Origin of the sequence: Streptomyces prasinopilosus (genome assembly GCF_001419695.1) — a bacterium.
GTDB classification, from domain to species: Bacteria; Actinomycetota; Actinomycetes; order Streptomycetales; family Streptomycetaceae; genus Streptomyces; species Streptomyces prasinopilosus.
The window spans coordinates 1-17,884 of the sequence record NZ_LIRG01000047.1 but is presented as its reverse complement, the minus strand read 5'-3'; the positions used below and the strand labels follow the sequence as shown (position 1 = coordinate 17,884).

Genomic DNA, 17,884 nt, shown 5'->3' with positions numbered 1-17,884 from the left:
ACAGACAACCCGCGCCCGGCCGGTACGCGAGGCGCGCGCCCCCCGCCGCGTTAGCCTGGAGCATCAGACTCCAGCCAGCTCAGTCAAGGGGCCAAGCATCCCGTGCGCATCGCCAGATTCTCCATCGACGGGAACGTCGCCTTCGGCGCGGTCGAGGGTGACCAGCAGGACGAACTCGTCCTGGACATCATCAAGGGCATCCCGTTCACGGACTTCGAACTCTCCGGCACCAAGGTCCCGGTGAGCAAGGTCAGGATGCTGCCCCCGGTGCTCCCCAACAAGGTGGTCGCCTTCGGCCGCAACTACGCGGAGCACGCGAAGGAGATGGGCAACGAGGTGCCCGACGCCCCGTTCGCCTTCTTCAAACCCGCCACCTCGGTGATCGGCCCCGGCGACGAGATCCAGTACCCCTCCTTCTCCCAGGAGGTGCACCACGAGGCCGAACTGGCCGTGGTGATCGGCCGGCTCTGCCGCGAGGTCCCGCGCGAGCGCGTCAAGGACGTGATCTTCGGCTACACCTGCGCCAACGACGTCACCGCCCGCGACGTCCAGCGCCGCGAGAGGCAGTGGGCGCGCGCCAAGGGCTTCGACACCTCCTGCCCCCTCGGCCCCTGGGTGGAGACGGGCCTGGACCTCGCCGCCGCCTCGGACCTCACCCTCCAGCTCACGGTCAACGGCGAACAGCGCCAGCTCGCCCGCACCAGCGAGATGGTCCACTCCATCGAGGACCTGATCGTCAACATCTCCGAGGCGATGACGCTGCTGCCCGGCGACGTGATCCTCACGGGCACCCCGGCCGGCGTCGGCCCCCTCACCGTCGGCGACGAGGTCGCCGTCACCATCGAAGGCATCGGCACTCTCACCAACAAGGTTGTCAAGCGTGGCTAGCGCATCAGGCTCCCCCGTACGCGTCCGTTTCTGCCCGTCGCCCACCGGCAACCCCCACGTGGGCCTGGTCCGCACGGCCCTGTTCAACTGGGCGTTCGCCAAGCACCACCAGGGCAGCGGTGCTCAATTCGTATTCCGCATCGAGGACACCGACGCGGCCCGCGACTCCGAGGAGTCCTACGCCCAGCTGCTCGACTCGATGCGCTGGCTCGGCTTCGACTGGGACGAGGGCCCCGAGGTCGGCGGCCCGCACGCGCCGTACCGCCAGTCGCAGCGCATGGACATCTACGAGGACGTCGCCGGCAAGCTCCTGGACGCCGGCCACGCCTACCGCTGCTACTGCTCCCAGGAGGAGCTGGACAGCCGCCGCGAGGCCGCCCGCGCCGCCGGGAAGCCCTCCGGGTACGACGGCCACTGCCGCGCGCTGACCGACGCCCAGGTCGAGGAGTACAGGGCCCAGGGCCGCGAGCCGATCGTCCGCTTCCGGATGCCCGACGAGCCGATCACCTTCACCGACCTGGTCCGCGGCGAGATCACCTACCTCCCGGAGAACGTCCCGGACTACGGCATCGTCCGCGCCAACGGCGCCCCGCTGTACACCCTGGTCAACCCGGTCGACGACGCCCTGATGGAGATCACCCACGTCCTGCGCGGCGAGGACCTGCTCTCCTCCACCCCCCGCCAGATCGCCCTGTACAAGGCGCTGACCGAGCTGGGCGTCGCCAAGGAGACCCCCGTCTTCGGCCACCTGCCCTACGTCATGGGCGAGGGCAACAAGAAGCTCTCCAAGCGCGACCCGCAGGCCTCGCTCAACCTCTACCGCGAGCGCGGCTTCCTCCCCGAGGGCCTGCTCAACTACCTCTCCCTGCTCGGCTGGTCGCTCTCCGCCGACCGGGACGTCTTCACGATCGAGGAGATGGTCGCGGCCTTCGACGTCGCGGACGTGCAGCCGAACCCGGCCCGCTTCGACCTCAAGAAGTGCGAGGCGATCAACGCCGACCACATCCGCATGCTCGACGTGAAGGACTTCACCGAGCGCTGCCGGCCGTGGCTGCAGGCCCCCGCCGCCCCCTGGACCCCGGAGGCCTTCGACGAGGCCAAGTGGCAGGCCATCGCCCCGCACGCGCAGACCCGCCTGAAGGTCCTCTCCGAGATCACGGACAACGTCGACTTCCTGTTCCTGCCGGAGCCGGTCTTCGACGAGGCCTCCTGGAGCAAGGCGATGAAGGAGGGCTCCGACGCCCTGCTGCGCACCGCCCGCGAGAAGCTGGACACCGCCGACTGGACGTCGGCCGAGTCCCTGAAGGAGGCCGTCCTGGCCGCCGGCGAGGCCCATGGCCTCAAGCTCGGCAAGGCGCAGGCCCCGGTCCGCGTCGCCGTCACCGGCCGCACCGTCGGCCTGCCCCTCTTCGAGTCCCTCGAGGTCCTGGGCAAGGAGACGACCCTGTCCCGCATCGACGCGGCCCTGGCGAGGCTCGCCGCGTAGTCCCGCGGAGCGGCCGCACGCAGCGCTCGCACCGCGCCCGCACCGCGCCACGACGAGGGGCGGCACCCGGAGTACCGGGTGCCGCCCCTCGCCCGTTGCCGGTAGCGTCGGCCCCATGGCGATCCGAGCAGTCGTCTGGGACGTGGACGACACCCTCTTCGACTACACCACCGCCGACCGCGAAGGGATGCGGGCGTACCTCCTCGCCGAGGAACTGCTCGCCCGGTACGCCTCCGTGGAGGAGGCGCTGGCCCACTGGCGGGAGGTGACCGACGCGCAGTGGGCCCGGTTCGCCGCGGGCGAGGTCGACTTCGAGACCCAGCGCCGCGACCGCATCCGGGTCTTCCTGGAGCGTGAGCTGACCGACGCCGAGGCCGACGACTGGTTCGGGCGCTACCTGGCGCACTACGAGGCCGCCTGGTCCCTGTTCCCCGACGTCCTGCCGGTCCTCGACGCGCTCGCCGCCAGCCACCGGCACGCGGTGCTGTCCAACTCCAGCCTCCACGTCCAGGACCGCAAGCTGCGCGCCCTCGGCGTCCACGACCGCTTCGAGGCCATCCTGTGCGCCGCCGAGCTGGGCGTGTCCAAGCCCGAGCCCGCCGCCTTCCTGGCGGCCTGCGAGGCCCTGGCGCTGCCGCCCGACCAGGTCGCCTACGTGGGCGACCACCCGGAGATCGACGGCCGGGGCGCCGCGGAGGCCGGGCTGCTGTCGGTGTGGATCGACCGCGGTGGCGTGTACGCGACGGCCGAGCCGCCCGTCGGGCCGCGCCGGATCGTCTCCCTCGACGAACTCCCCGCGCTCCTCGGCGGGGATACCCGTTTTGGAGCCGGGTCCGGCATCGGGTAATGTTCTTCCTGCGCCGCGGGGGCCCGGGCCGGAAGGCCGAAGCCCTCAAGCGCACAGCTAGAACAAGAACCCTCCGGGGCTTGCGTTCCAGTGGCCTATGGTGTAATTGGCAGCACGACTGATTCTGGTTCAGTTAGTCTTGGTTCGAGTCCAGGTAGGCCAGCTCGCAGAGCTCATCTGCAAAGCGCGGATCCCATCCGCGAGCCCCCGTTGTGTAGCGGCCTAGCACGCTGCCCTCTCAAGGCAGTAGCGCCGGTTCGAATCCGGTCGGGGGTACAGATCCATCCCGCGAGGGCACCCGGGTAGCTCCCACGTCCTCACGGTGACACCACCCGGCTCCGGCCGGGTGAGGATCGCTAGGGCCCCCGTTGTGTAGCGGCCTAGCACGCCGCCCTCTCAAGGCGGTAGCGCCGGTTCGAATCCGGTCGGGGGTACGACTGGTCTAAACCATCATTGGTCTATGGTGTAATTGGCAGCACGACTGATTCTGGTTCAGTTAGTCTTGGTTCGAGTCCAGGTAGACCAGCTCGGACCTGCGGAAACGCAGTGTCCAGGCCCCCGTTGTGTAGCGGCCTAGCACGCCGCCCTCTCAAGGCGGTAGCGCCGGTTCGAATCCGGTCGGGGGTACAGAGAAGGAAGCCCTCCACTTCGGTGGGGGGCTTTCGTCGTGGACGCGCGCCCACCGCGGTCCCACGGGACCGGGGGAGGGCCCGCCGCGGCGCTGGGGCGGGCCCGGACCCCCGGGACGGACGGTCGGACGACGAGGGCGACGGGGGTCAGGAACGGCGCAGCGCCTCGGAGAGGCGGGTCGCGGAGTCGATGACGGCCTGGGCGTGCATCCGGCCCGGGTGCCGGGTCAGGCGCTCGATGGGCCCCGAGACCGAGACGGCGGCCACCACCCGGTTCGACGGGCCGCGCACCGGCGCGGAGACCGAGGCGACGCCGGGTTCGCGCTCGCCGATCGACTGTGCCCAGCCGCGGCGCCGCACACCCGACAGGGCCGTCGCCGTGAAACGGGCGCCCTGCAGGCCGCGGTGCAGCCGCTCCGGCTCCTCCCAGGCCATCAGGATCTGCGCGGAGGAGCCGGCCTTCATCGTGAGCGTGGAACCGACCGGGACGGTGTCCCGCAGACCCGACAGCCGCTCCGCCGCGGCCACGCAGATCCGCATGTCGCCCTGGCGGCGGTAGAGCTGGGCGCTCTCGCCGGTCACGTCGCGCAGGTGCGTGAGCACCGGTCCCGCCGTGGCGAGCAGCCGGTCCTCGCCGGCCGCCGCGGCCAGCTCGGCCATGCGCGGGCCCAGGATGAACCGGCCCTGCATGTCGCGCGCCACCAGCCGGTGGTGCTCCAGGGCCACGGCCAGACGGTGGGCCGTGGGTCGTGCCAGTCCGGTGGCGCCGACCAACCCCGCGAGGGTGGCCGGACCGGACTCCAGAGCGCTCAGGACGAGGGCCGCCTTGTCCAGAACGCCGACGCCGCTACTGTTGTCCATGCAACGATACTCACGTCTCACTCTGTGAAACGCAAGTTCAATTTTCCGCGGGACGCGCCACTCTTGACGTACACAGTCATCAACACGACGGCCCGTGCATCACCGGGTCCGGCGGCGACGGCCCGTGAGTCAAGGGACGGGGACGCCGTCTCCTCAAGGGTCTCTAGTTGGGCCGGCGCACCTTTGCCGGCCGGAGGGAAAGCGATGGGTAGGACACTCGCGGAGAAGGTCTGGGACGACCACGTCGTCCGGCGCGCCGAGGGCGAGCCCGACCTCCTCTTCATCGATCTGCACCTGCTGCACGAGGTGACCAGCCCCCAGGCCTTCGACGGCCTCCGCAAGGGCGGCCGCACCGTGCGGCGCCTCGACCTCACCATCGCGACCGAGGACCACAACACCCCGACCCTCGACATCGACAAGCCCATCGCCGACCCGGTCTCCCGGGTCCAGCTGGAGACGCTGCGCGCGAACTGCGCCGAGTTCGGCGTCCGGCTGCACTCGCTGGGCGACGTCGAGCAGGGCGTCGTGCACGTCGTCGGGCCCCAGCTGGGCCTGACCCAGCCCGGCATGACCGTGGTCTGCGGAGACTCGCACACCTCCACGCACGGCGCGTTCGGCGGCCTGGCCTTCGGCATCGGCACCTCCCAGGTCGAGCACGTCCTCGCCACCCAGACGCTGCCGCTGGCCCGCCCGAAGACCATGGCCATCACCGTCGAGGGCGAACTGCCCGAGGGCGTCACGGCCAAGGACCTGATCCTGGCGGTCATCGCGCGCATCGGCACCGGCGGCGGCCAGGGCTACATCCTGGAGTACCGTGGCGAGGCCATCGAGAAGCTCTCGATGGAGGCCCGCATGACCATCTGCAACATGTCGATCGAGGCCGGCGCCCGCGCGGGCATGATCGCCCCCGACGAGACCACCTTCGCCTACCTCGAGGGCCGTCCGCACGCCCCGCAGGGCGAGGACTGGGACGCGGCCGTCGCCTACTGGAAGACGCTGCGCACCGACGACGACGCCGAGTTCGACGCCGAGGTCGTCATCGACGCCTCCCGGCTGTCCCCGTTCGTCACCTGGGGCACCAACCCGGGCCAGGGCGCGCCGCTGTCGGCGGCCGTCCCCGACCCCGCCTCGTACGAAGACGCCTCGGAGCGCCTCGCTGCCGAAAAGGCCCTGGAGTACATGGGGTTGGAGGCCGGCCAGCCGCTGCGCTCCATCGGTGTGGACACCGTCTTCGTAGGCTCCTGCACCAACGGGCGGATCGAGGACCTGCGCGCCGCCGCGGACATCGTCAAGGGCCGCAAAGTCGCCGACGGGGTACGGATGCTGGTCGTCCCGGGCTCCGCGCGGGTGGGACTGCAGGCCGTCTCCGAGGGCCTGGACGTGGTCTTCAAGGAGGCCGGCGCCGAATGGCGGCACGCGGGCTGTTCCATGTGCCTGGGCATGAACCCCGACCAGCTCGCCCCCGGCGAGCGCTCCGCCTCCACCTCCAACCGGAACTTCGAGGGCCGGCAGGGCAAGGGCGGCCGCACCCACCTGGTGTCCCCGCAGGTCGCCGCCGCCACCGCGGTCCTCGGTCACCTGGCCTCCCCGGCCGACCTCGCCGCCGACGCCCCCACGCCCGCTGGAGTCTGATCAGTCATGGAAGCATTCACCACCCACACCGGCCGGGCCGTCCCGCTGCGCCGCAGCAACGTCGACACCGACCAGATCATCCCCGCCCACTGGCTCAAGAAGGTGACCCGGGACGGGTTCGAGGACGGGCTGTTCGAGGCCTGGCGCAAGGACCCGGAGTTCGTGCTGAACCGCCCCGAGCGCGAGGGCGCCACGGTCCTGGTCGCCGGCCCCGACTTCGGCACCGGCTCCTCCCGCGAGCACGCCGTCTGGGCGCTGCAGAACTACGGCTTCAAGGCCGTGATCTCCCCCCGCTTCGCCGACATCTTCCGCGGCAACTCGCTGAAGAACGGCCTGCTCACCGTCGTCCTCGAGCAGAAGACCGTGGACGCGCTGTGGGAGCTCACCGAGCGCGACCCGCAGGCCGAGATCACCGTCGACCTCGAGGCCCGCGAGGTGCGCGCCGAGGGTCTCACCGCCGCCTTCGAGCTCGACGAGAACTCCCGCTGGCGGTTGCTGAACGGGCTCGACGACATCTCCATCACCCTGCAGAACGAGGCGGACATCGCCGCGTACGAGGCGAAGCGGCCGTCGTTCAAGCCGCGGACGCTCACGGAGCAGAACGCCTGAGCCGAAGTCCAGGCGACGGGTCGACTTTCGGCCACCCCCACCCCCTCCCGTACCCCCGATCGGTCCGATCGGGGGTACGGCCGTGTCTGCACCCGTTCGGACCCGCGCGTCCTCTTGAGGCCCTGCAACTTCCCACGTTATGAAGGTGGTTGCCGGGGTACACGTGTCACGTGCGCCTGACCTCGGAATGTGCCCGGAGCGCCGTCCGAGGCTGCAGTTGCCCCCTGCGCAGGCGACAACTCGCCCCAGATGGCACAATCTGTGCATGGAACGCGACGGCCAACTCGAGCTCTACACGGAAGTCGCGGTCCGGCTCAAAGAAGCGCATGCAGGAGTGCGCGCACTGCAAGTCCCGGAGGGCGTACGGATGGCGCTGACCCGGAAGCTGCTGGTCATTACGGCCGCGGCCAAGCACGATCTCGCCGGCGCGGCAAAGCGGCTGGAGCGGTTCATCGCGGACCTCGATGAGGGCCGATTTCCCGAAGAGGAACGCTGAACGGTTCGAGGCTGCCGAGTTCGTTGCGGCACAAGGGTGATAAGCCCGTTTCGTGTTTGATTTGCGGTATATATCTGCCTAACGTGCGAAAACGCTTGAACGGATTCGTTCGGGCGATGTCTCCGAAGGGGAAGACGTGAACAAGGCGCAGCTCGTAGAAGCGATTGCCGACAAGATGGGCGGTCGCCAGCAGGCCGCCGATGCCGTCGACGCGGTCCTGGACGCCATCGTCCGCGCTGTGGTCGCGGGTGACCGGGTCTCGGTCACCGGCTTCGGTTCGTTCGAGAAGGTCGACCGCCCCGCCCGGTACGCCCGCAACCCCCAGACCGGCGAGCGGGTCCGGGTCAAGAAGACGTCGGTGCCGCGATTCCGTGCCGGGCAGGGCTTCAAGGACCTGGTGAGCGGCTCGAAGAAGCTGCCGCGCGGCGGCGAGGTCGCCGTCAAGAAGGCGCCCAAGGGCAGTCTGTCCGGCGGGGCTTCCGCGACGGTGAAGAAGGCCGCCGCCAAGAAGGCCACCGCCAAGAAGACCACGGCCAAGCAGGCCGCGGGAAAGACGGCCGCCGCCAAGAAGACCACCGCCAAGAAGACGACCGCGAAGAAGGCCACCGGCAAGACGGCCGCGCCGGCCGCCAAGACCACCACCACCGCCGCCAAGAAGACGGCCGCCAAGAAGGCCCCGGCGAAGAAGGCGACGGCCACGAAGGCGCCCGCCAAGAAGTCGACCGCACGCAAGACCACCGCCAAGAAGACCAGCGCCCGCAAGAAGTAGCGGCAGCGAAGCGGTACTCACGCGCCGGGCCGGACTCCGTCACGGAGTCCGGCCCGCGGTGTGCCGGCCGGTCGGAACGCGCGGGCCGGCACGTGCCGGACCGCACGCACCGGTCAAAACGCGCCGGTCAGAACGTCTGGAGCGTCACCAGGGTGATCCGCCGGGCCTCGCCCTCGCCCCGGGTCTCGATGCGCACGCGCTGCCCGGGGCGCAGCAGCCTCAGGCCCCCCGCGTCGAACGCCGGCGCGTCGAAGGGCACCGGAGTGCCGTCGTCCAGCAGCACCTGGCCGCTGCGGCTCTCCGGGTCGTAGGTGTACGCGGTCGCCTGCATGGCCGCAGCCTACTGCTCCGCGATCAGCAGCCGCGCGGCGGCCGCCGCCGTGCGGGGTCCCACCCCCAGCGCCAGCGCCGCCCGGAGATCGTCCCCCGTGTCCACGTCCTGGCGTACCGAGTCCACCGCGTCGAGACGCAGTTCGACGGCTCCCCGCGCGCGGTGCCGGGCCCGGGAGCCAGGACCGAAGGACGGCCGCAGCTCCTCCGTCGCCGCCGCCGTGAGCAGCGTGGTGCCGACGCCCGCCGCATCGGGCAGGAACGCGCGCGGGAACGCGGCCGCCCGCTCCAGCACACGGGCCAGTTCGGCCGTGCGCAGCGCCGGGAGATCGGCGTTGAGGGCCGCCACGGGACCCGCGTGCCACGCGGCCCGCACGGTGGCGGCCGCGTGGGCGAGTGCCGCGTTCAGGCCGCCGCCCGGCTCGTCGGCGACGATGCCCGCGCCCAGCGCGGCCAGCTCGCGGCCGGCCAGGGCGTCGTCCGTGACGACCGCCACGTTCCGCACCGCGCGGCACGCCAGGGCGGCCGCCACCGTGTCCTGCGCGAAGGCGAGGGCGAGCCCCGGACGCAAGGCGTCGTCCGCCGTGTCGGAGAGCCTGCTCTTGGCCTCGGCCAGTGGTTTCAGGGGTACCACCAAGGTCCACTGCACGCGTGTTACGTCCCTCTCTTGTCGCCGCCATTGTCCCCCGCGGCACCCGGGCGCCGGGGGAGCGGGGCGTACGGTGTTCTCGACAGACCGGCGGGCCGGGGCGACACTTGTGCGGCCCGCCTGGCCCTCGGGCCCAGGATTCAAAGGAAGGTGTCCCTGTGCCGCGCCGCAGAATCGGCTTCGCGTACCGCTTCGCCGCGGTGATCTGCAAACCACCGCTGGTGCTTCTGCTCAAGCGGGACTGGCGTGGAATGGAGAACATTCCGGCCGAAGGCGGATTTATCACCGCGGTGAACCACAATTCGCACATAGACCCCTTCGCCTACGCGCACTTTCAGTACAACACCGGCCGTGTTCCGCGATTCCTGGCGAAGAGCGGTCTTTTCAACAAGGGATTCGTCGGCGCCATGATGCGCGGCACCGGGCAGATCCCCGTCTATCGCGAAAGCACGGACGCGCTCAGCGCCTTCCGGGCCGCGATCGACGCCGTGGAGCGCGGTGAATGCGTCGCCTTCTATCCCGAGGGCACGCTCACCCGCGACCCGGACGGCTGGCCCATGACCGGCAAGACCGGCGCCGCGCGGGTCGCCCTGCAGACCAGGTGCCCCGTGGTGCCGGTCGCGCAGTGGGGCGCCAACGAGGTGCTGCCGCCGTACGCCGGCAGGCCCCGCCTCTTCCCGCGCAAGACGCACCGTGTGCTGGCCGGACCGCCGGTCGACCTGGACCGCTTCTACGGCCGGGAGATGACCCCGGAACTCCTCAAGGAGGCGACCGAGGCCATCATGGCCGCGATCACCCGCCACCTGGAGGAGATCCGCGGCGAGAAGGCCCCCGAGGTGCCCTACGACCCGCAGCGCGAACGTGTGGAGCAGCGCCGCAAGACCAGGGCCCAGGTCCGGCGCAGGGGGTACGACGGCCCGTCCGGGCGCCGGCCGTCCGCGCACGGTTCGCCGGCGGACGGGGCGCAGGGCGGTCCGCGGCACCAGGAACGGCAGAACGAACAGCGGAGGACCGGCGAACGGGTCACCGCGAGGGAAGAGGGGCTGAACACGTGAGCAAGCCGGTCAAGGCGGCCGTCTTCGGCACCGGATCGTGGGGTACGGCCTTCGGCATGGTGCTCGCCGACGCCGGATGCGACGTGGTGCTGTGGGCGCGGCGCCCCGGACTCGTCGAAGCGGTCAACTCCACCCGCACCAACCCCGACTACCTGCCCGGAGTCGAACTCCCGGCGAACCTGCGGGCCACCGCGGACGCCGCCGAGGCCGCGCGGGACGCCGACTTCACCGTCCTCGCGATCCCCTCCCAGACGCTGCGCGGCAACCTAGCCGAGTGGAAGCCGCTGCTCGCCCCGGACACCGTCCTGGTGTCGCTGATGAAGGGGGTCGAACTCGGCTCCGCCATGCGCATGAGCGAGGTGATCGGGGACGTCGCCGGGGTCGGCGCCGACCGGATCGCCGTGGTCACCGGCCCCAATCTCGCCCGGGAGATCGCCGCCCGGATGCCGGCCGCCGCCGTGGTCGCCTGCGCCGACGAGACCGTCGCCCAGCGGCTCCAGGCCGCCTGCCACACGCCGTACTTCCGCCCGTACACCAACACCGACGTGGCCGGCTGCGAACTGGGCGGCGCCGTGAAGAACGTGATCGGGCTGGCCGTCGGCATCGCGGACGGCATGGGGCTCGGCGACAACGCCAAGGGCTCGCTCATCACCCGCGGACTCGCCGAGACCACCCGGCTCGGTGCCGCGCTCGGCGCGGACCCGCTGACCTTCGCCGGACTCGCGGGCCTGGGCGACCTGGTGGCGACCTGCTCCTCACCGCTGTCGCGCAACCACACCTTCGGCACCAACCTCGGCAAAGGCATGACGCTGGAGGAGACCGTCGCGGTCACCAGGCAGACCGCCGAGGGCGTCAAGTCCTGCGAGTCGGTGCTGGATCTGGCCCGCCGGCACGGCGTCGACATGCCGATCACCGAGACGGTCGTCGGCATCGTGCACGAGGGCAAGCCTCCGGTGGTCGCCCTCAAGGAACTGATGTCGCGCAGCGCGAAGCCGGAACGACACTGAGCGACGACGGCCGCACACCTCCGCGGGAGCCCTCCGTTTGCCGCACCGCGGGCGCTGTGTCAGGGGGGTGGCCACCAGGTACTCTCATCGCGATATGAGCACCCAGAACCTCCCCCAGAGCCCCGGGCAGTCGCCTCGCAAACCGCGCGTGGCCGTCGTGTTCGGCGGGCGCAGCTCCGAGCACGGCATCTCCGTCGTCACCGCCGGCGCCGTCCTCAAGGCCATCGACCGGACGAAGTACGACGTCCTGCCGATCGGCATCACCCGGGACGGCCGCTGGGCGCTCACCGCCGACGAACCCGACCGCATGGCGATCGTCGACCGGCTCCAGCCCAGCGTGGACCAGCTCGCCGACGCGACCGAGGGCACGGTGGTGCTCCCCCTCGAGCCCGCGAACCGCGAAGTCGTCTACAGCGAGCCCGGCTCGGTGCCGAAGGCGCTCGGCGAGGTCGACGTCGTCTTCCCCGTGCTGCACGGCCCCTACGGCGAGGACGGCACCCTGCAGGGACTCCTGGAACTCTCCGGTGTCCCCTACGTGGGCTCCGGGGTACTCGCCTCCGCCGTCGGGCAGGACAAGGAGTACATGAAGAGGGTGTTCACCTCCTTCGGGCTCAAGGTCGGCCCGTACGTGGTGATCCGGCCCCGCGAGTGGGAGAACGACGAGTCCGCCGCCCGCAAGAAGATCGTCGACTTCGCCGGTGAGCACGGCTGGCCGCTGTTCGTGAAGCCCGCGCGGGCGGGCTCCTCGATCGGGATCACCAAGGTCGACGACCTCTCCGGTCTGGACGACGCGATCGCCGAGGCCCAGCGGCACGACCCGAAGATCCTCGTCGAGGCCGCCCTGCGCGGGCGGGAGATCGAGTGCGGGGTGCTGGAGTTCGAGGACGGCCCGCGCGCCTCGGTGCCCGCCGAGATCCCGCCGCCCGACGCGCACGCCTACTACGACTTCGACGCCAAGTACATCGACTCCACGCCCGGCCTGGTGCCCGCACCGCTGACCGGCGAGGAGACGGCCGAGGTGCGCCGGCTGGCGGTGGAGGCGTTCGAGGCGGCGGGCTGCGAAGGGCTGGTGCGCGCGGACTTCTTCCTCACCGAGGACGGCGAGTTCGTCATCAACGAGATCAACACGATGCCCGGCTTCACGCCCATCTCCATGTACCCGAAGATGTGGCAGGCCACCGGCGTCGAGTACCCCGAGCTGGTGGACCGGCTGGTGCGGGCCGCGCTGCGACGGCGCACCGGCCTGCGCTGAGGCACCGCCGGCCCGGTCGGGACGGGAGGCCCCGGGGCGTGTTCCGAAAGTCCCTCCTGCCCCGCGACGCCCGGCACGGCGCCTCGCCGCGTTGTCGGGATCGCCCGCGTACGCCCAGTACGCGGGCGACCCTCCGCCGTGCGACGCACCGCACCGGACGCCGCGGGGCCCGCCCTTCGGGCGGACGGCGCTCCTTTCGAACGCCCTAGGAGGCGATCCCCTCGGGGACCGCCTCCCTGACGGCCGGGGCGAGATCGACCAGTACGCCCGTGCTGTCCCGCCCGTCGCTCACCCGCACCTCGACGTAGGCCTCACGGTTCGCGGTCGTGAAGCGGTGCGTCCCGTCGTCCTGTTCCTCCATCAGCCAGTCGACGCCGTCGACCCCGCCCGCGATCGCCTTCGGGTCGTTGCCGCCCGCCACCTTGGGATCCGCCATCTTCGGCGGCTGCCCGACACCGCACCGCAGTATGATCGCCTCGCCGCCCCAGCCCGCGGTCAGTGCGGACGCGGGTTCGGGATCGTCGCGATTCTCGCCGTCTACCTCCGCCGGCAGGACCTCGTCCAGGGTCCGGCACAGTTGGGCGACCTTCGCGTCCGGGCTGGGAACCGCCGCCGACGCGCCGTCGTCCGCCGAGGAGCAACCCGCGGTGGTGACGAGCAGCAGGGCGAGGGCGGGCAGGACGGCGCGGCGGTGACGCAAGGAACTCACCGCCCCAGGGTAGACGGGGGCTACAGATGGACGACCGGGCAGGTCAGGGTGCGGGTGATGCCGTCCACCTGCTGGACCTTCGCGACCACCATGCGCCCCAGGTCGTCGACGGTGTCGGCCTGGGCGCGCACGATGACGTCGTAGGGTCCGGTCACGTCCTCGGCCTGGACGACTCCAGGGATCTCGCCGATCAGATCGGCGACGGTCGACGCCTTGCCGACCTCCGTCTGGATCAGGATGTACGCCTGTACCACGGAACCTCCACAGCGGCCACGAGGATCATGTGGGGAAAAGGAACGCCACGGTATCGCGTCACCGGTTCCCGCGGGGAGACCCGCGGGAACCCGGTCCCGCGCGCCGGGGCACGGACTGGACACAAGGCGACGGTCACCTCGACCGTAGCGAGGGCAGGAACGGCCCGCGACCGGGAACGCAACCGGGAACGGCCCGGGACAGAAGGGGAGCTGGGGACATGAAGGGCACGGTTGGTGAGCTCGGGGAGTTCGGGCTCATCAGGGAGCTCACCTCCCGCCTCACCACCACCCCGGCGGTCCGGATCGGCCCCGGCGACGACGCCGCCGTGGTCGCCGCACCCGACCGCAGGGTCGTGGCCAGTACCGACGTCCTGCTCGAGGGCAGGCACTTCCGCCGGGACTGGTCCACCGCCTACGACGTCGGCCGCAAGGCCGCCGCGCAGAACCTCGCGGACATCGCCGCCATGGGCGCCGTGCCGACCGCGCTGCTGCTCGCGCTGGTCGTCCCGGGCGAACTGCCGGTGACCTGGCCCTCCGAGCTGATGGACGGGCTGCGCGACGAGTGCCAGGTGGCGGGTGCCGCGGTGGTCGGCGGAGACGTCGTGCGCGGCGACACCATCATGGTGTCGATCACCGCGCTCGGCGACCTGCGCAACCAGGAGCCGGTGACCCGCGGCGGCGCCCAGCCCGGCGACCTCGTCGCGGTGACCGGCTGGCTCGGCTGGTCCGCGGCCGGGTTCGCGGTGCTCTCGCGCGGCTTCCGCTCGCCGCGCGCCTTCGTCGAGGCGCACCGCCGGCCCGAACCGCCGTACCACGCGGGCCCCGCCGCGGCCGGGCTGGGAGCGACCTCGATGTGCGACGTGAGCGACGGACTGATCGCCGACCTCGGGCACATCGCCGAGGCCAGCAAGGTGCGCATCGACATCCGCTCCGGGGCGATCGACATCCCCTCCCAGATGAACGACATCGGGCAGGCGGTCGGCGTCGACCCCATGCAGTGGGTGCTGACCGGGGGAGAGGACCACGCGATCGTGGCCACCTTCCCGCCGGACGTGAAGCTGCCCGCCCGCTGGAAGGTGATAGGCGAGGTGCTCAACCCCTCCGCGCTGCCCCGGGTGACGGTCGACGGGGCGCCCTGGACCGCCCAGGGCGGCTGGGACCACTTCGCGGACATCGAGTCGTGAGCGGCCGGGACGCCGGGAACGGCGTGACCGCGCGGGACACCGCAGGCGCCGCGGCCGTACCGCCGAGGGTGCTGACGGTCGCCGGCTCGGACTCCGGCGGGGGCGCGGGGATCCAGGCCGACCTGAAGACGATGCTCGCGCTGGGCACCCACGGCATGAGCGTGATCACCGCGGTCACCGCGCAGAACTCCCTCGGCGTGCAGGGCGCCTGGCCGCTGCCGGTGGAGGCGGTACGGGCCCAGTACCGCAGCGTCGTCGACGACATCGGGGTCCAGGCGGTCAAGACCGGCATGCTCGCCTCCGCCGAACTCGTCGAGGCGGTGGCCGACCTGCTCGCCGACAGCCGGGCGCCGGTGGTCGTCGACCCGGTGGGGGTCTCCAAGCACGGGGACGCCCTGCTGGCGGCCTCCGCGCTCGACTCCGTACGGACGAAGCTGCTGCCGGTCGCGACCGTGGCCACGCCGAACCTGGACGAGGTGACCCAGCTCACCGGGGTGCGGGCACGGTCGGAACGGGACTTCCGCCGGGCCGCGGAAGCGGTGCTGGCGTTCGGACCGCGGTGGGTCGTGATCAAGGGCGGCCATCTCGCCGGGGACGCGGGAGAGGCCGTCGACCTGCTCACCGACGGTTCGCAGGAGCACTGGCTGCGCGCTCCGCGGTACGGCAACCGGCACACCCACGGCACGGGCTGCACCCTCGCCTCGGCGATCGCCGCGCGGCTGGCGAAGGGGGATCCGGTGCCCCGGGCGGTGACGGCCGCCAAGGAGTACGTCACGGGCGCGATCGCGGCCGGGTTCTCCCTGGGCGCCGGTATCGGGCCGGTGGACCACGGCTGGGCGCTCGGGCGGGGGAGCGGGGCGCAGGCGGCAACCGGGCCCGCGTCCGGCGAGGACTGAGGCGGGGCCCCGGGGCCCTCGGGTCCTCCGGACCGAGGACGCCGGCGTGGGCACCGGGGCCCGCGCCGGCCGTGCCGCGCACGGACACGGCAAAAAGCCGGCCCACCCGAGGTGGACCGGCTCAGTGCGGTGAACCAGCTGTGGCCGCGCGCTCCGAGAGCGTCAGCGCGAGACCTTGCCGGCCTTGATGCACGAGGTGCAAGCGTTCACGCGCTTCGGCGTCCCGCCCACCACGGTACGCACACGCTGGATGTTCGGGTTCCAGCGACGGGGCGTACGGCGGTGCGAGTGCGAGATGTTGTTGCCGAAGCCCGGCCCCTTGCCACAGACGTCGCAGTTGGCAGCCACGGGTCACTCCAAAGACTTCAGATGCACTTACGGTTGATCCCGGCATGCCGGGATCAGAACGCCGGAACTCGGGGAGTCCTTGGGAATCTGAGTGGCTCTGCCAGGGAGAGGCCCGATTCGGATCGGGCAACCGGAGCAGCATACAACGGCCGAACCGGTAGAACGAAACCGGCATGGCAGCTCAGCGGCCCGCCCGGCCCGCTTCCGGTGTCCGGCCCCCCGAGGTCTACGCTGCGTGACACGGTCGGCAGCCCAGGGAGGCGCAGGTGGCGCAAGTGCCGCAGACATTCTTCGATGCTCTCGCGGTGCGCACCTGGTGCGGACTCGCGCTCGACGCCCTGGGGCGTGCGCGCGAGGAGATCGACGCGATCAACGTCTACCCCGTGGCGGACGGGGACACCGGTACGAACCTCTATCTGACGGTCGAGTCCGCGGCCACGGCCGTCGAGGCGGTGTTCACGGGCTACGCGGCGGAGGGCCCCGAGGGTCCCGCGCTGGCCGACGCGGCGCGGGCGATGGCCCACGGGGCGCTGATCGGCGCCCGCGGCAACTCCGGGACGATCCTGGCGCAGCTGCTGCGGGGGATGGCGCAGGTGCTGGCCGGGGACGGGGCGGCCCGCGCCGACGGGCAGGGGCTGCGGCGCGCCCTGCGGACCGCGGCCGACTCCGCGCGCCGGGCCGTGGCCCACCCCGTGGAGGGCACCGTCCTCACCGTCGCCTCGGCCGCCGCCGACGCGGCCGGTGAGGCGCGGGGCGACTGCGGGCAGGTGGCGCGTGCGGCCTACGACGGCGCCCGCACGGCCCTCGCCGCGACGCCGGACCAGCTGGCCGCGCTCCGGCGGGCGGGCGTGGTGGACGCGGGCGGCCGGGGACTGGTGGCGCTGCTCGCGGCCCTGGTGGAGACGCTCACGGGGGAGAAGCCGGAAGGGCCCGCGCCCGGCGCGTACCGGACCACCGCCGGGACGCACGCGCGGGCGCGCCCCGGCACCCCCGCGCGCGCGGAGCACGGGCAGCCCACCGGATGCGCCGACGGCGGGGGAGCGGCGGAGGCCGCGGACGCCGGGCCCGCCTACGAGGTGATCTACCTCCTGGAGGCCGAGGACGCGGCCGTGGAGCGGTTGCGGCGGCGGCTCGACGGCCTCGGGGACTCGCTCGTCGTGGTCGGCGGGGACGGACTGTGGAACGTCCACGTCCATGTCGACGACGCCGGAGCCGCCGTGGAGGCGGGGGTCGAGGCGGGGCGCCCGCACCGCATCCGGATCGCGCACTTCGGTGCCGGTGACGCCCACGGCCCCGGGGCCGGCCGGCCCCCCGTGGAACGCGCCGCGCGCGCCGTGGTGGCCGTGGTGCCCGGCGAGGGACTGGCCGTCCTGTACACCGGGGCCGGCGCGACCACGGTGCTGGCCCGCCCCGGCGAGCCGCCCGCGAGCGGCGAACTGGTCGAGGCCGTACGGCGGGCCCACGCGCACGAGGTGGTACTGCTGCCCAACGACGCCGAGCTGCGCCACACCGCGGCGGCGGCGGCCGAACAAGCCCGCGCCGAAGGGCTCAGGGTGGCCCTCATCCCGACCCGTTCCGCGGTCCAGGGCATCGCGGCGCTCGCGGTGCACGAGCCGGAGCGCCGTTTCGACGAGGACGTGGTGGCGATGACCTCGGCGGCGGGCGCGACCCGGTACGCCGAGATCGCCGTCGCCGAACGGCAGTCCTGGACCATGGCGGGCATCTGCCAGGCCGGTGACGTCCTCGGCCTCATCGACGGCGACGTGGCCGTGATCGGTGACGACGTCACCGCCACCGCCACCGCCGTCCTGGACCGCATGCTCGCCGCCGGCGGCGAGCATGNNTCGCCGCCCACCTGGAGACCCACGTCCGCGAGGGCTACCTGGCCGTCGACACCGTCCTCTACCAGGGCGGCAGACAGGGCGCCCTGCTCCTCATCGGGGTGGAGTGAGGGGGACGGCACCGCCCCGGGGGACCCGGATC

General features: G+C 72.1%; 18 protein-coding genes, 5 tRNA genes and 1 pseudogene. 18 read left to right on the top strand and 6 right to left on the bottom strand.

What is annotated here, in order from left to right:
- Positions 1-102: 102 nt before the first annotated feature.
- The 8 genes from AOK18_RS03160 to AOK18_RS03125 all read left to right on the top strand — a co-directional run bounded on the left by AOK18_RS03160 (position 103) and on the right by AOK18_RS03125 (position 3,848).
- Entirely contained in the window at positions 103-888 is a 786-nt protein-coding gene (locus AOK18_RS03160; RefSeq protein ID WP_055693262.1) for a fumarylacetoacetate hydrolase family protein, read from the top strand.
- Positions 881-2,374: a glutamate--tRNA ligase gene (gltX, locus tag AOK18_RS03155; RefSeq protein WP_079104826.1), complete on the top strand. Its 1,494-nt coding sequence runs from the start codon at positions 881-883 to the stop codon at positions 2,372-2,374. The genes AOK18_RS03160 and gltX overlap by 8 nt, the downstream gene beginning before the upstream one ends.
- Before the next feature lie 115 nt (positions 2,375-2,489).
- The gene (locus tag AOK18_RS03150; RefSeq protein WP_055693260.1) at positions 2,490-3,221 is read left to right on the top strand and encodes an HAD family hydrolase; all 732 of its coding nucleotides are present in this window, start codon (positions 2,490-2,492) and stop codon (positions 3,219-3,221) included.
- Between the two features lie 91 nt (positions 3,222-3,312).
- Positions 3,313-3,384, top strand: a tRNA-Gln gene (locus AOK18_RS03145).
- Positions 3,385-3,424: 40 nt separating this feature from the next.
- Positions 3,425-3,497 (top strand) — tRNA-Glu (locus AOK18_RS03140).
- Between the two features lie 85 nt (positions 3,498-3,582).
- A tRNA-Glu gene (locus AOK18_RS03135) sits at positions 3,583-3,655 on the top strand.
- Positions 3,656-3,675: 20 nt separating this feature from the next.
- Positions 3,676-3,747: transfer RNA gene (locus tag AOK18_RS03130), tRNA-Gln, on the top strand.
- A gap of 28 nt (positions 3,748-3,775) precedes the next feature.
- Positions 3,776-3,848 (top strand) — tRNA-Glu (locus tag AOK18_RS03125).
- A 149-nt stretch (positions 3,849-3,997) separates the two neighbouring features.
- Here the strand turns inward: AOK18_RS03125 and ndgR are convergent.
- Positions 3,998-4,711, bottom strand: coding sequence for an IclR family transcriptional regulator NdgR (gene ndgR / locus AOK18_RS03120; RefSeq protein WP_055572410.1), 714 nt, complete (start codon positions 4,709-4,711; stop codon positions 3,998-4,000).
- 204 nt (positions 4,712-4,915) lie between these two features.
- Here ndgR and leuC point away from each other — a divergent pair, with 204 nt between their 5' ends.
- From leuC to AOK18_RS03100, 4 genes are all read left to right on the top strand, one after another.
- Positions 4,916-6,343: a 3-isopropylmalate dehydratase large subunit gene (gene leuC, locus AOK18_RS03115; protein ID WP_055693259.1), complete on the top strand. Its 1,428-nt coding sequence runs from the start codon at positions 4,916-4,918 to the stop codon at positions 6,341-6,343.
- Positions 6,344-6,349: 6 nt separating this feature from the next.
- Entirely contained in the window at positions 6,350-6,952 is a 603-nt protein-coding gene (leuD, locus tag AOK18_RS03110; protein ID WP_055693258.1) for a 3-isopropylmalate dehydratase small subunit, read from the top strand.
- A 265-nt stretch (positions 6,953-7,217) separates the two neighbouring features.
- The gene (locus AOK18_RS03105; protein ID WP_055572413.1) at positions 7,218-7,448 is read left to right on the top strand and encodes an SCO5555 family protein; all 231 of its coding nucleotides are present in this window, start codon (positions 7,218-7,220) and stop codon (positions 7,446-7,448) included.
- 136 nt (positions 7,449-7,584) lie between these two features.
- The gene (locus AOK18_RS03100) at positions 7,585-8,217 is read left to right on the top strand and encodes an HU family DNA-binding protein (protein ID WP_055572414.1); all 633 of its coding nucleotides are present in this window, start codon (positions 7,585-7,587) and stop codon (positions 8,215-8,217) included.
- A gap of 127 nt (positions 8,218-8,344) precedes the next feature.
- On the opposite strand, the gene AOK18_RS03095 is transcribed toward AOK18_RS03100, so the two are convergent.
- Positions 8,345-8,548: a hypothetical protein gene (locus AOK18_RS03095; protein WP_055572423.1), complete on the bottom strand. Its 204-nt coding sequence runs from the start codon at positions 8,546-8,548 to the stop codon at positions 8,345-8,347.
- A gap of 9 nt (positions 8,549-8,557) precedes the next feature.
- Positions 8,558-9,196 (bottom strand): 2-phospho-L-lactate guanylyltransferase, encoded by a 639-nt coding sequence (cofC, locus tag AOK18_RS03090; RefSeq protein ID WP_055693257.1) that lies wholly within the window; start codon positions 9,194-9,196, stop codon positions 8,558-8,560.
- Between the two features lie 158 nt (positions 9,197-9,354).
- Between cofC and AOK18_RS03085 the strand changes: the two genes are divergently transcribed.
- From AOK18_RS03085 to AOK18_RS03075, 3 genes are all read left to right on the top strand, one after another.
- Positions 9,355-10,251, top strand: a complete 897-nt coding sequence (locus AOK18_RS03085) for a lysophospholipid acyltransferase family protein (protein WP_055693256.1) — start codon at positions 9,355-9,357, stop codon at positions 10,249-10,251.
- Positions 10,248-11,258, top strand: a complete 1,011-nt coding sequence (locus tag AOK18_RS03080) for an NAD(P)H-dependent glycerol-3-phosphate dehydrogenase (RefSeq protein WP_055572417.1) — start codon at positions 10,248-10,250, stop codon at positions 11,256-11,258. Before AOK18_RS03085 ends, AOK18_RS03080 begins: the two co-directional genes overlap by 4 nt.
- 94 nt (positions 11,259-11,352) lie before the next feature.
- On the top strand, positions 11,353-12,510 hold the full coding sequence (locus AOK18_RS03075) for a D-alanine--D-alanine ligase family protein (RefSeq protein ID WP_055693255.1): 1,158 nt from the start codon (positions 11,353-11,355) through the stop codon (positions 12,508-12,510).
- Positions 12,511-12,715: 205 nt separating this feature from the next.
- Here the strand turns inward: AOK18_RS03075 and AOK18_RS03070 are convergent, their stop codons facing one another.
- Entirely contained in the window at positions 12,716-13,219 is a 504-nt protein-coding gene (locus tag AOK18_RS03070) for a DUF3515 domain-containing protein (RefSeq protein WP_055572419.1), read from the bottom strand.
- A gap of 20 nt (positions 13,220-13,239) precedes the next feature.
- Positions 13,240-13,473 (bottom strand): Lrp/AsnC family transcriptional regulator, encoded by a 234-nt coding sequence (locus AOK18_RS03065; RefSeq protein WP_055572420.1) that lies wholly within the window; start codon positions 13,471-13,473, stop codon positions 13,240-13,242.
- A gap of 218 nt (positions 13,474-13,691) precedes the next feature.
- Between AOK18_RS03065 and AOK18_RS03060 the strand changes: the two genes are divergently transcribed.
- The gene (locus tag AOK18_RS03060) at positions 13,692-14,657 is read left to right on the top strand and encodes a thiamine-phosphate kinase (RefSeq protein ID WP_055572421.1); all 966 of its coding nucleotides are present in this window, start codon (positions 13,692-13,694) and stop codon (positions 14,655-14,657) included.
- Positions 14,658-14,680: 23 nt separating this feature from the next.
- Positions 14,681-15,553, top strand: a complete 873-nt coding sequence (gene thiD, locus AOK18_RS03055) for a bifunctional hydroxymethylpyrimidine kinase/phosphomethylpyrimidine kinase (protein WP_055693263.1) — start codon at positions 14,681-14,683, stop codon at positions 15,551-15,553.
- A 162-nt stretch (positions 15,554-15,715) separates the two neighbouring features.
- On the opposite strand, the gene rpmB is transcribed toward thiD, so the two are convergent.
- Complete coding sequence (gene rpmB / locus AOK18_RS30280; protein WP_004924906.1) at positions 15,716-15,901, bottom strand: 50S ribosomal protein L28; 186 nt, start codon at positions 15,899-15,901, stop codon at positions 15,716-15,718.
- Positions 15,902-16,167: 266 nt separating this feature from the next.
- Between rpmB and AOK18_RS03050 the strand changes: the two are divergent.
- A pseudogene (locus tag AOK18_RS03050) lies at positions 16,168-17,743 on the top strand (DAK2 domain-containing protein); the annotation flags it as partial.
- Between the last annotated feature and the right edge of the window lie 141 nt (positions 17,744-17,884).

Excerpts from the sequence above, each read along its gene's own strand:
- AOK18_RS03150 (WP_055693260.1), top strand. The coding sequence starts at position 2,490 with ATGGCGATCCGAGCAGTCGTCTGGGACGTGGACGACACCCTCTTCGAC.
- ndgR (WP_055572410.1), bottom strand. The coding sequence starts at position 4,711 with ATGGACAACAGTAGCGGCGTCGGCGTTCTGGACAAGGCGGCCCTCGTC.
- leuC (WP_055693259.1), top strand. The coding sequence starts at position 4,916 with ATGGGTAGGACACTCGCGGAGAAGGTCTGGGACGACCACGTCGTCCGG.
- leuD (WP_055693258.1), top strand. The coding sequence starts at position 6,350 with ATGGAAGCATTCACCACCCACACCGGCCGGGCCGTCCCGCTGCGCCGC.
- AOK18_RS03105 (WP_055572413.1), top strand. The coding sequence starts at position 7,218 with ATGGAACGCGACGGCCAACTCGAGCTCTACACGGAAGTCGCGGTCCGG.
- AOK18_RS03095 (WP_055572423.1), bottom strand. The coding sequence starts at position 8,548 with ATGCAGGCGACCGCGTACACCTACGACCCGGAGAGCCGCAGCGGCCAG.
- AOK18_RS03075 (WP_055693255.1), top strand. The coding sequence starts at position 11,353 with ATGAGCACCCAGAACCTCCCCCAGAGCCCCGGGCAGTCGCCTCGCAAA.
- AOK18_RS03060 (WP_055572421.1), top strand. The coding sequence starts at position 13,692 with ATGAAGGGCACGGTTGGTGAGCTCGGGGAGTTCGGGCTCATCAGGGAG.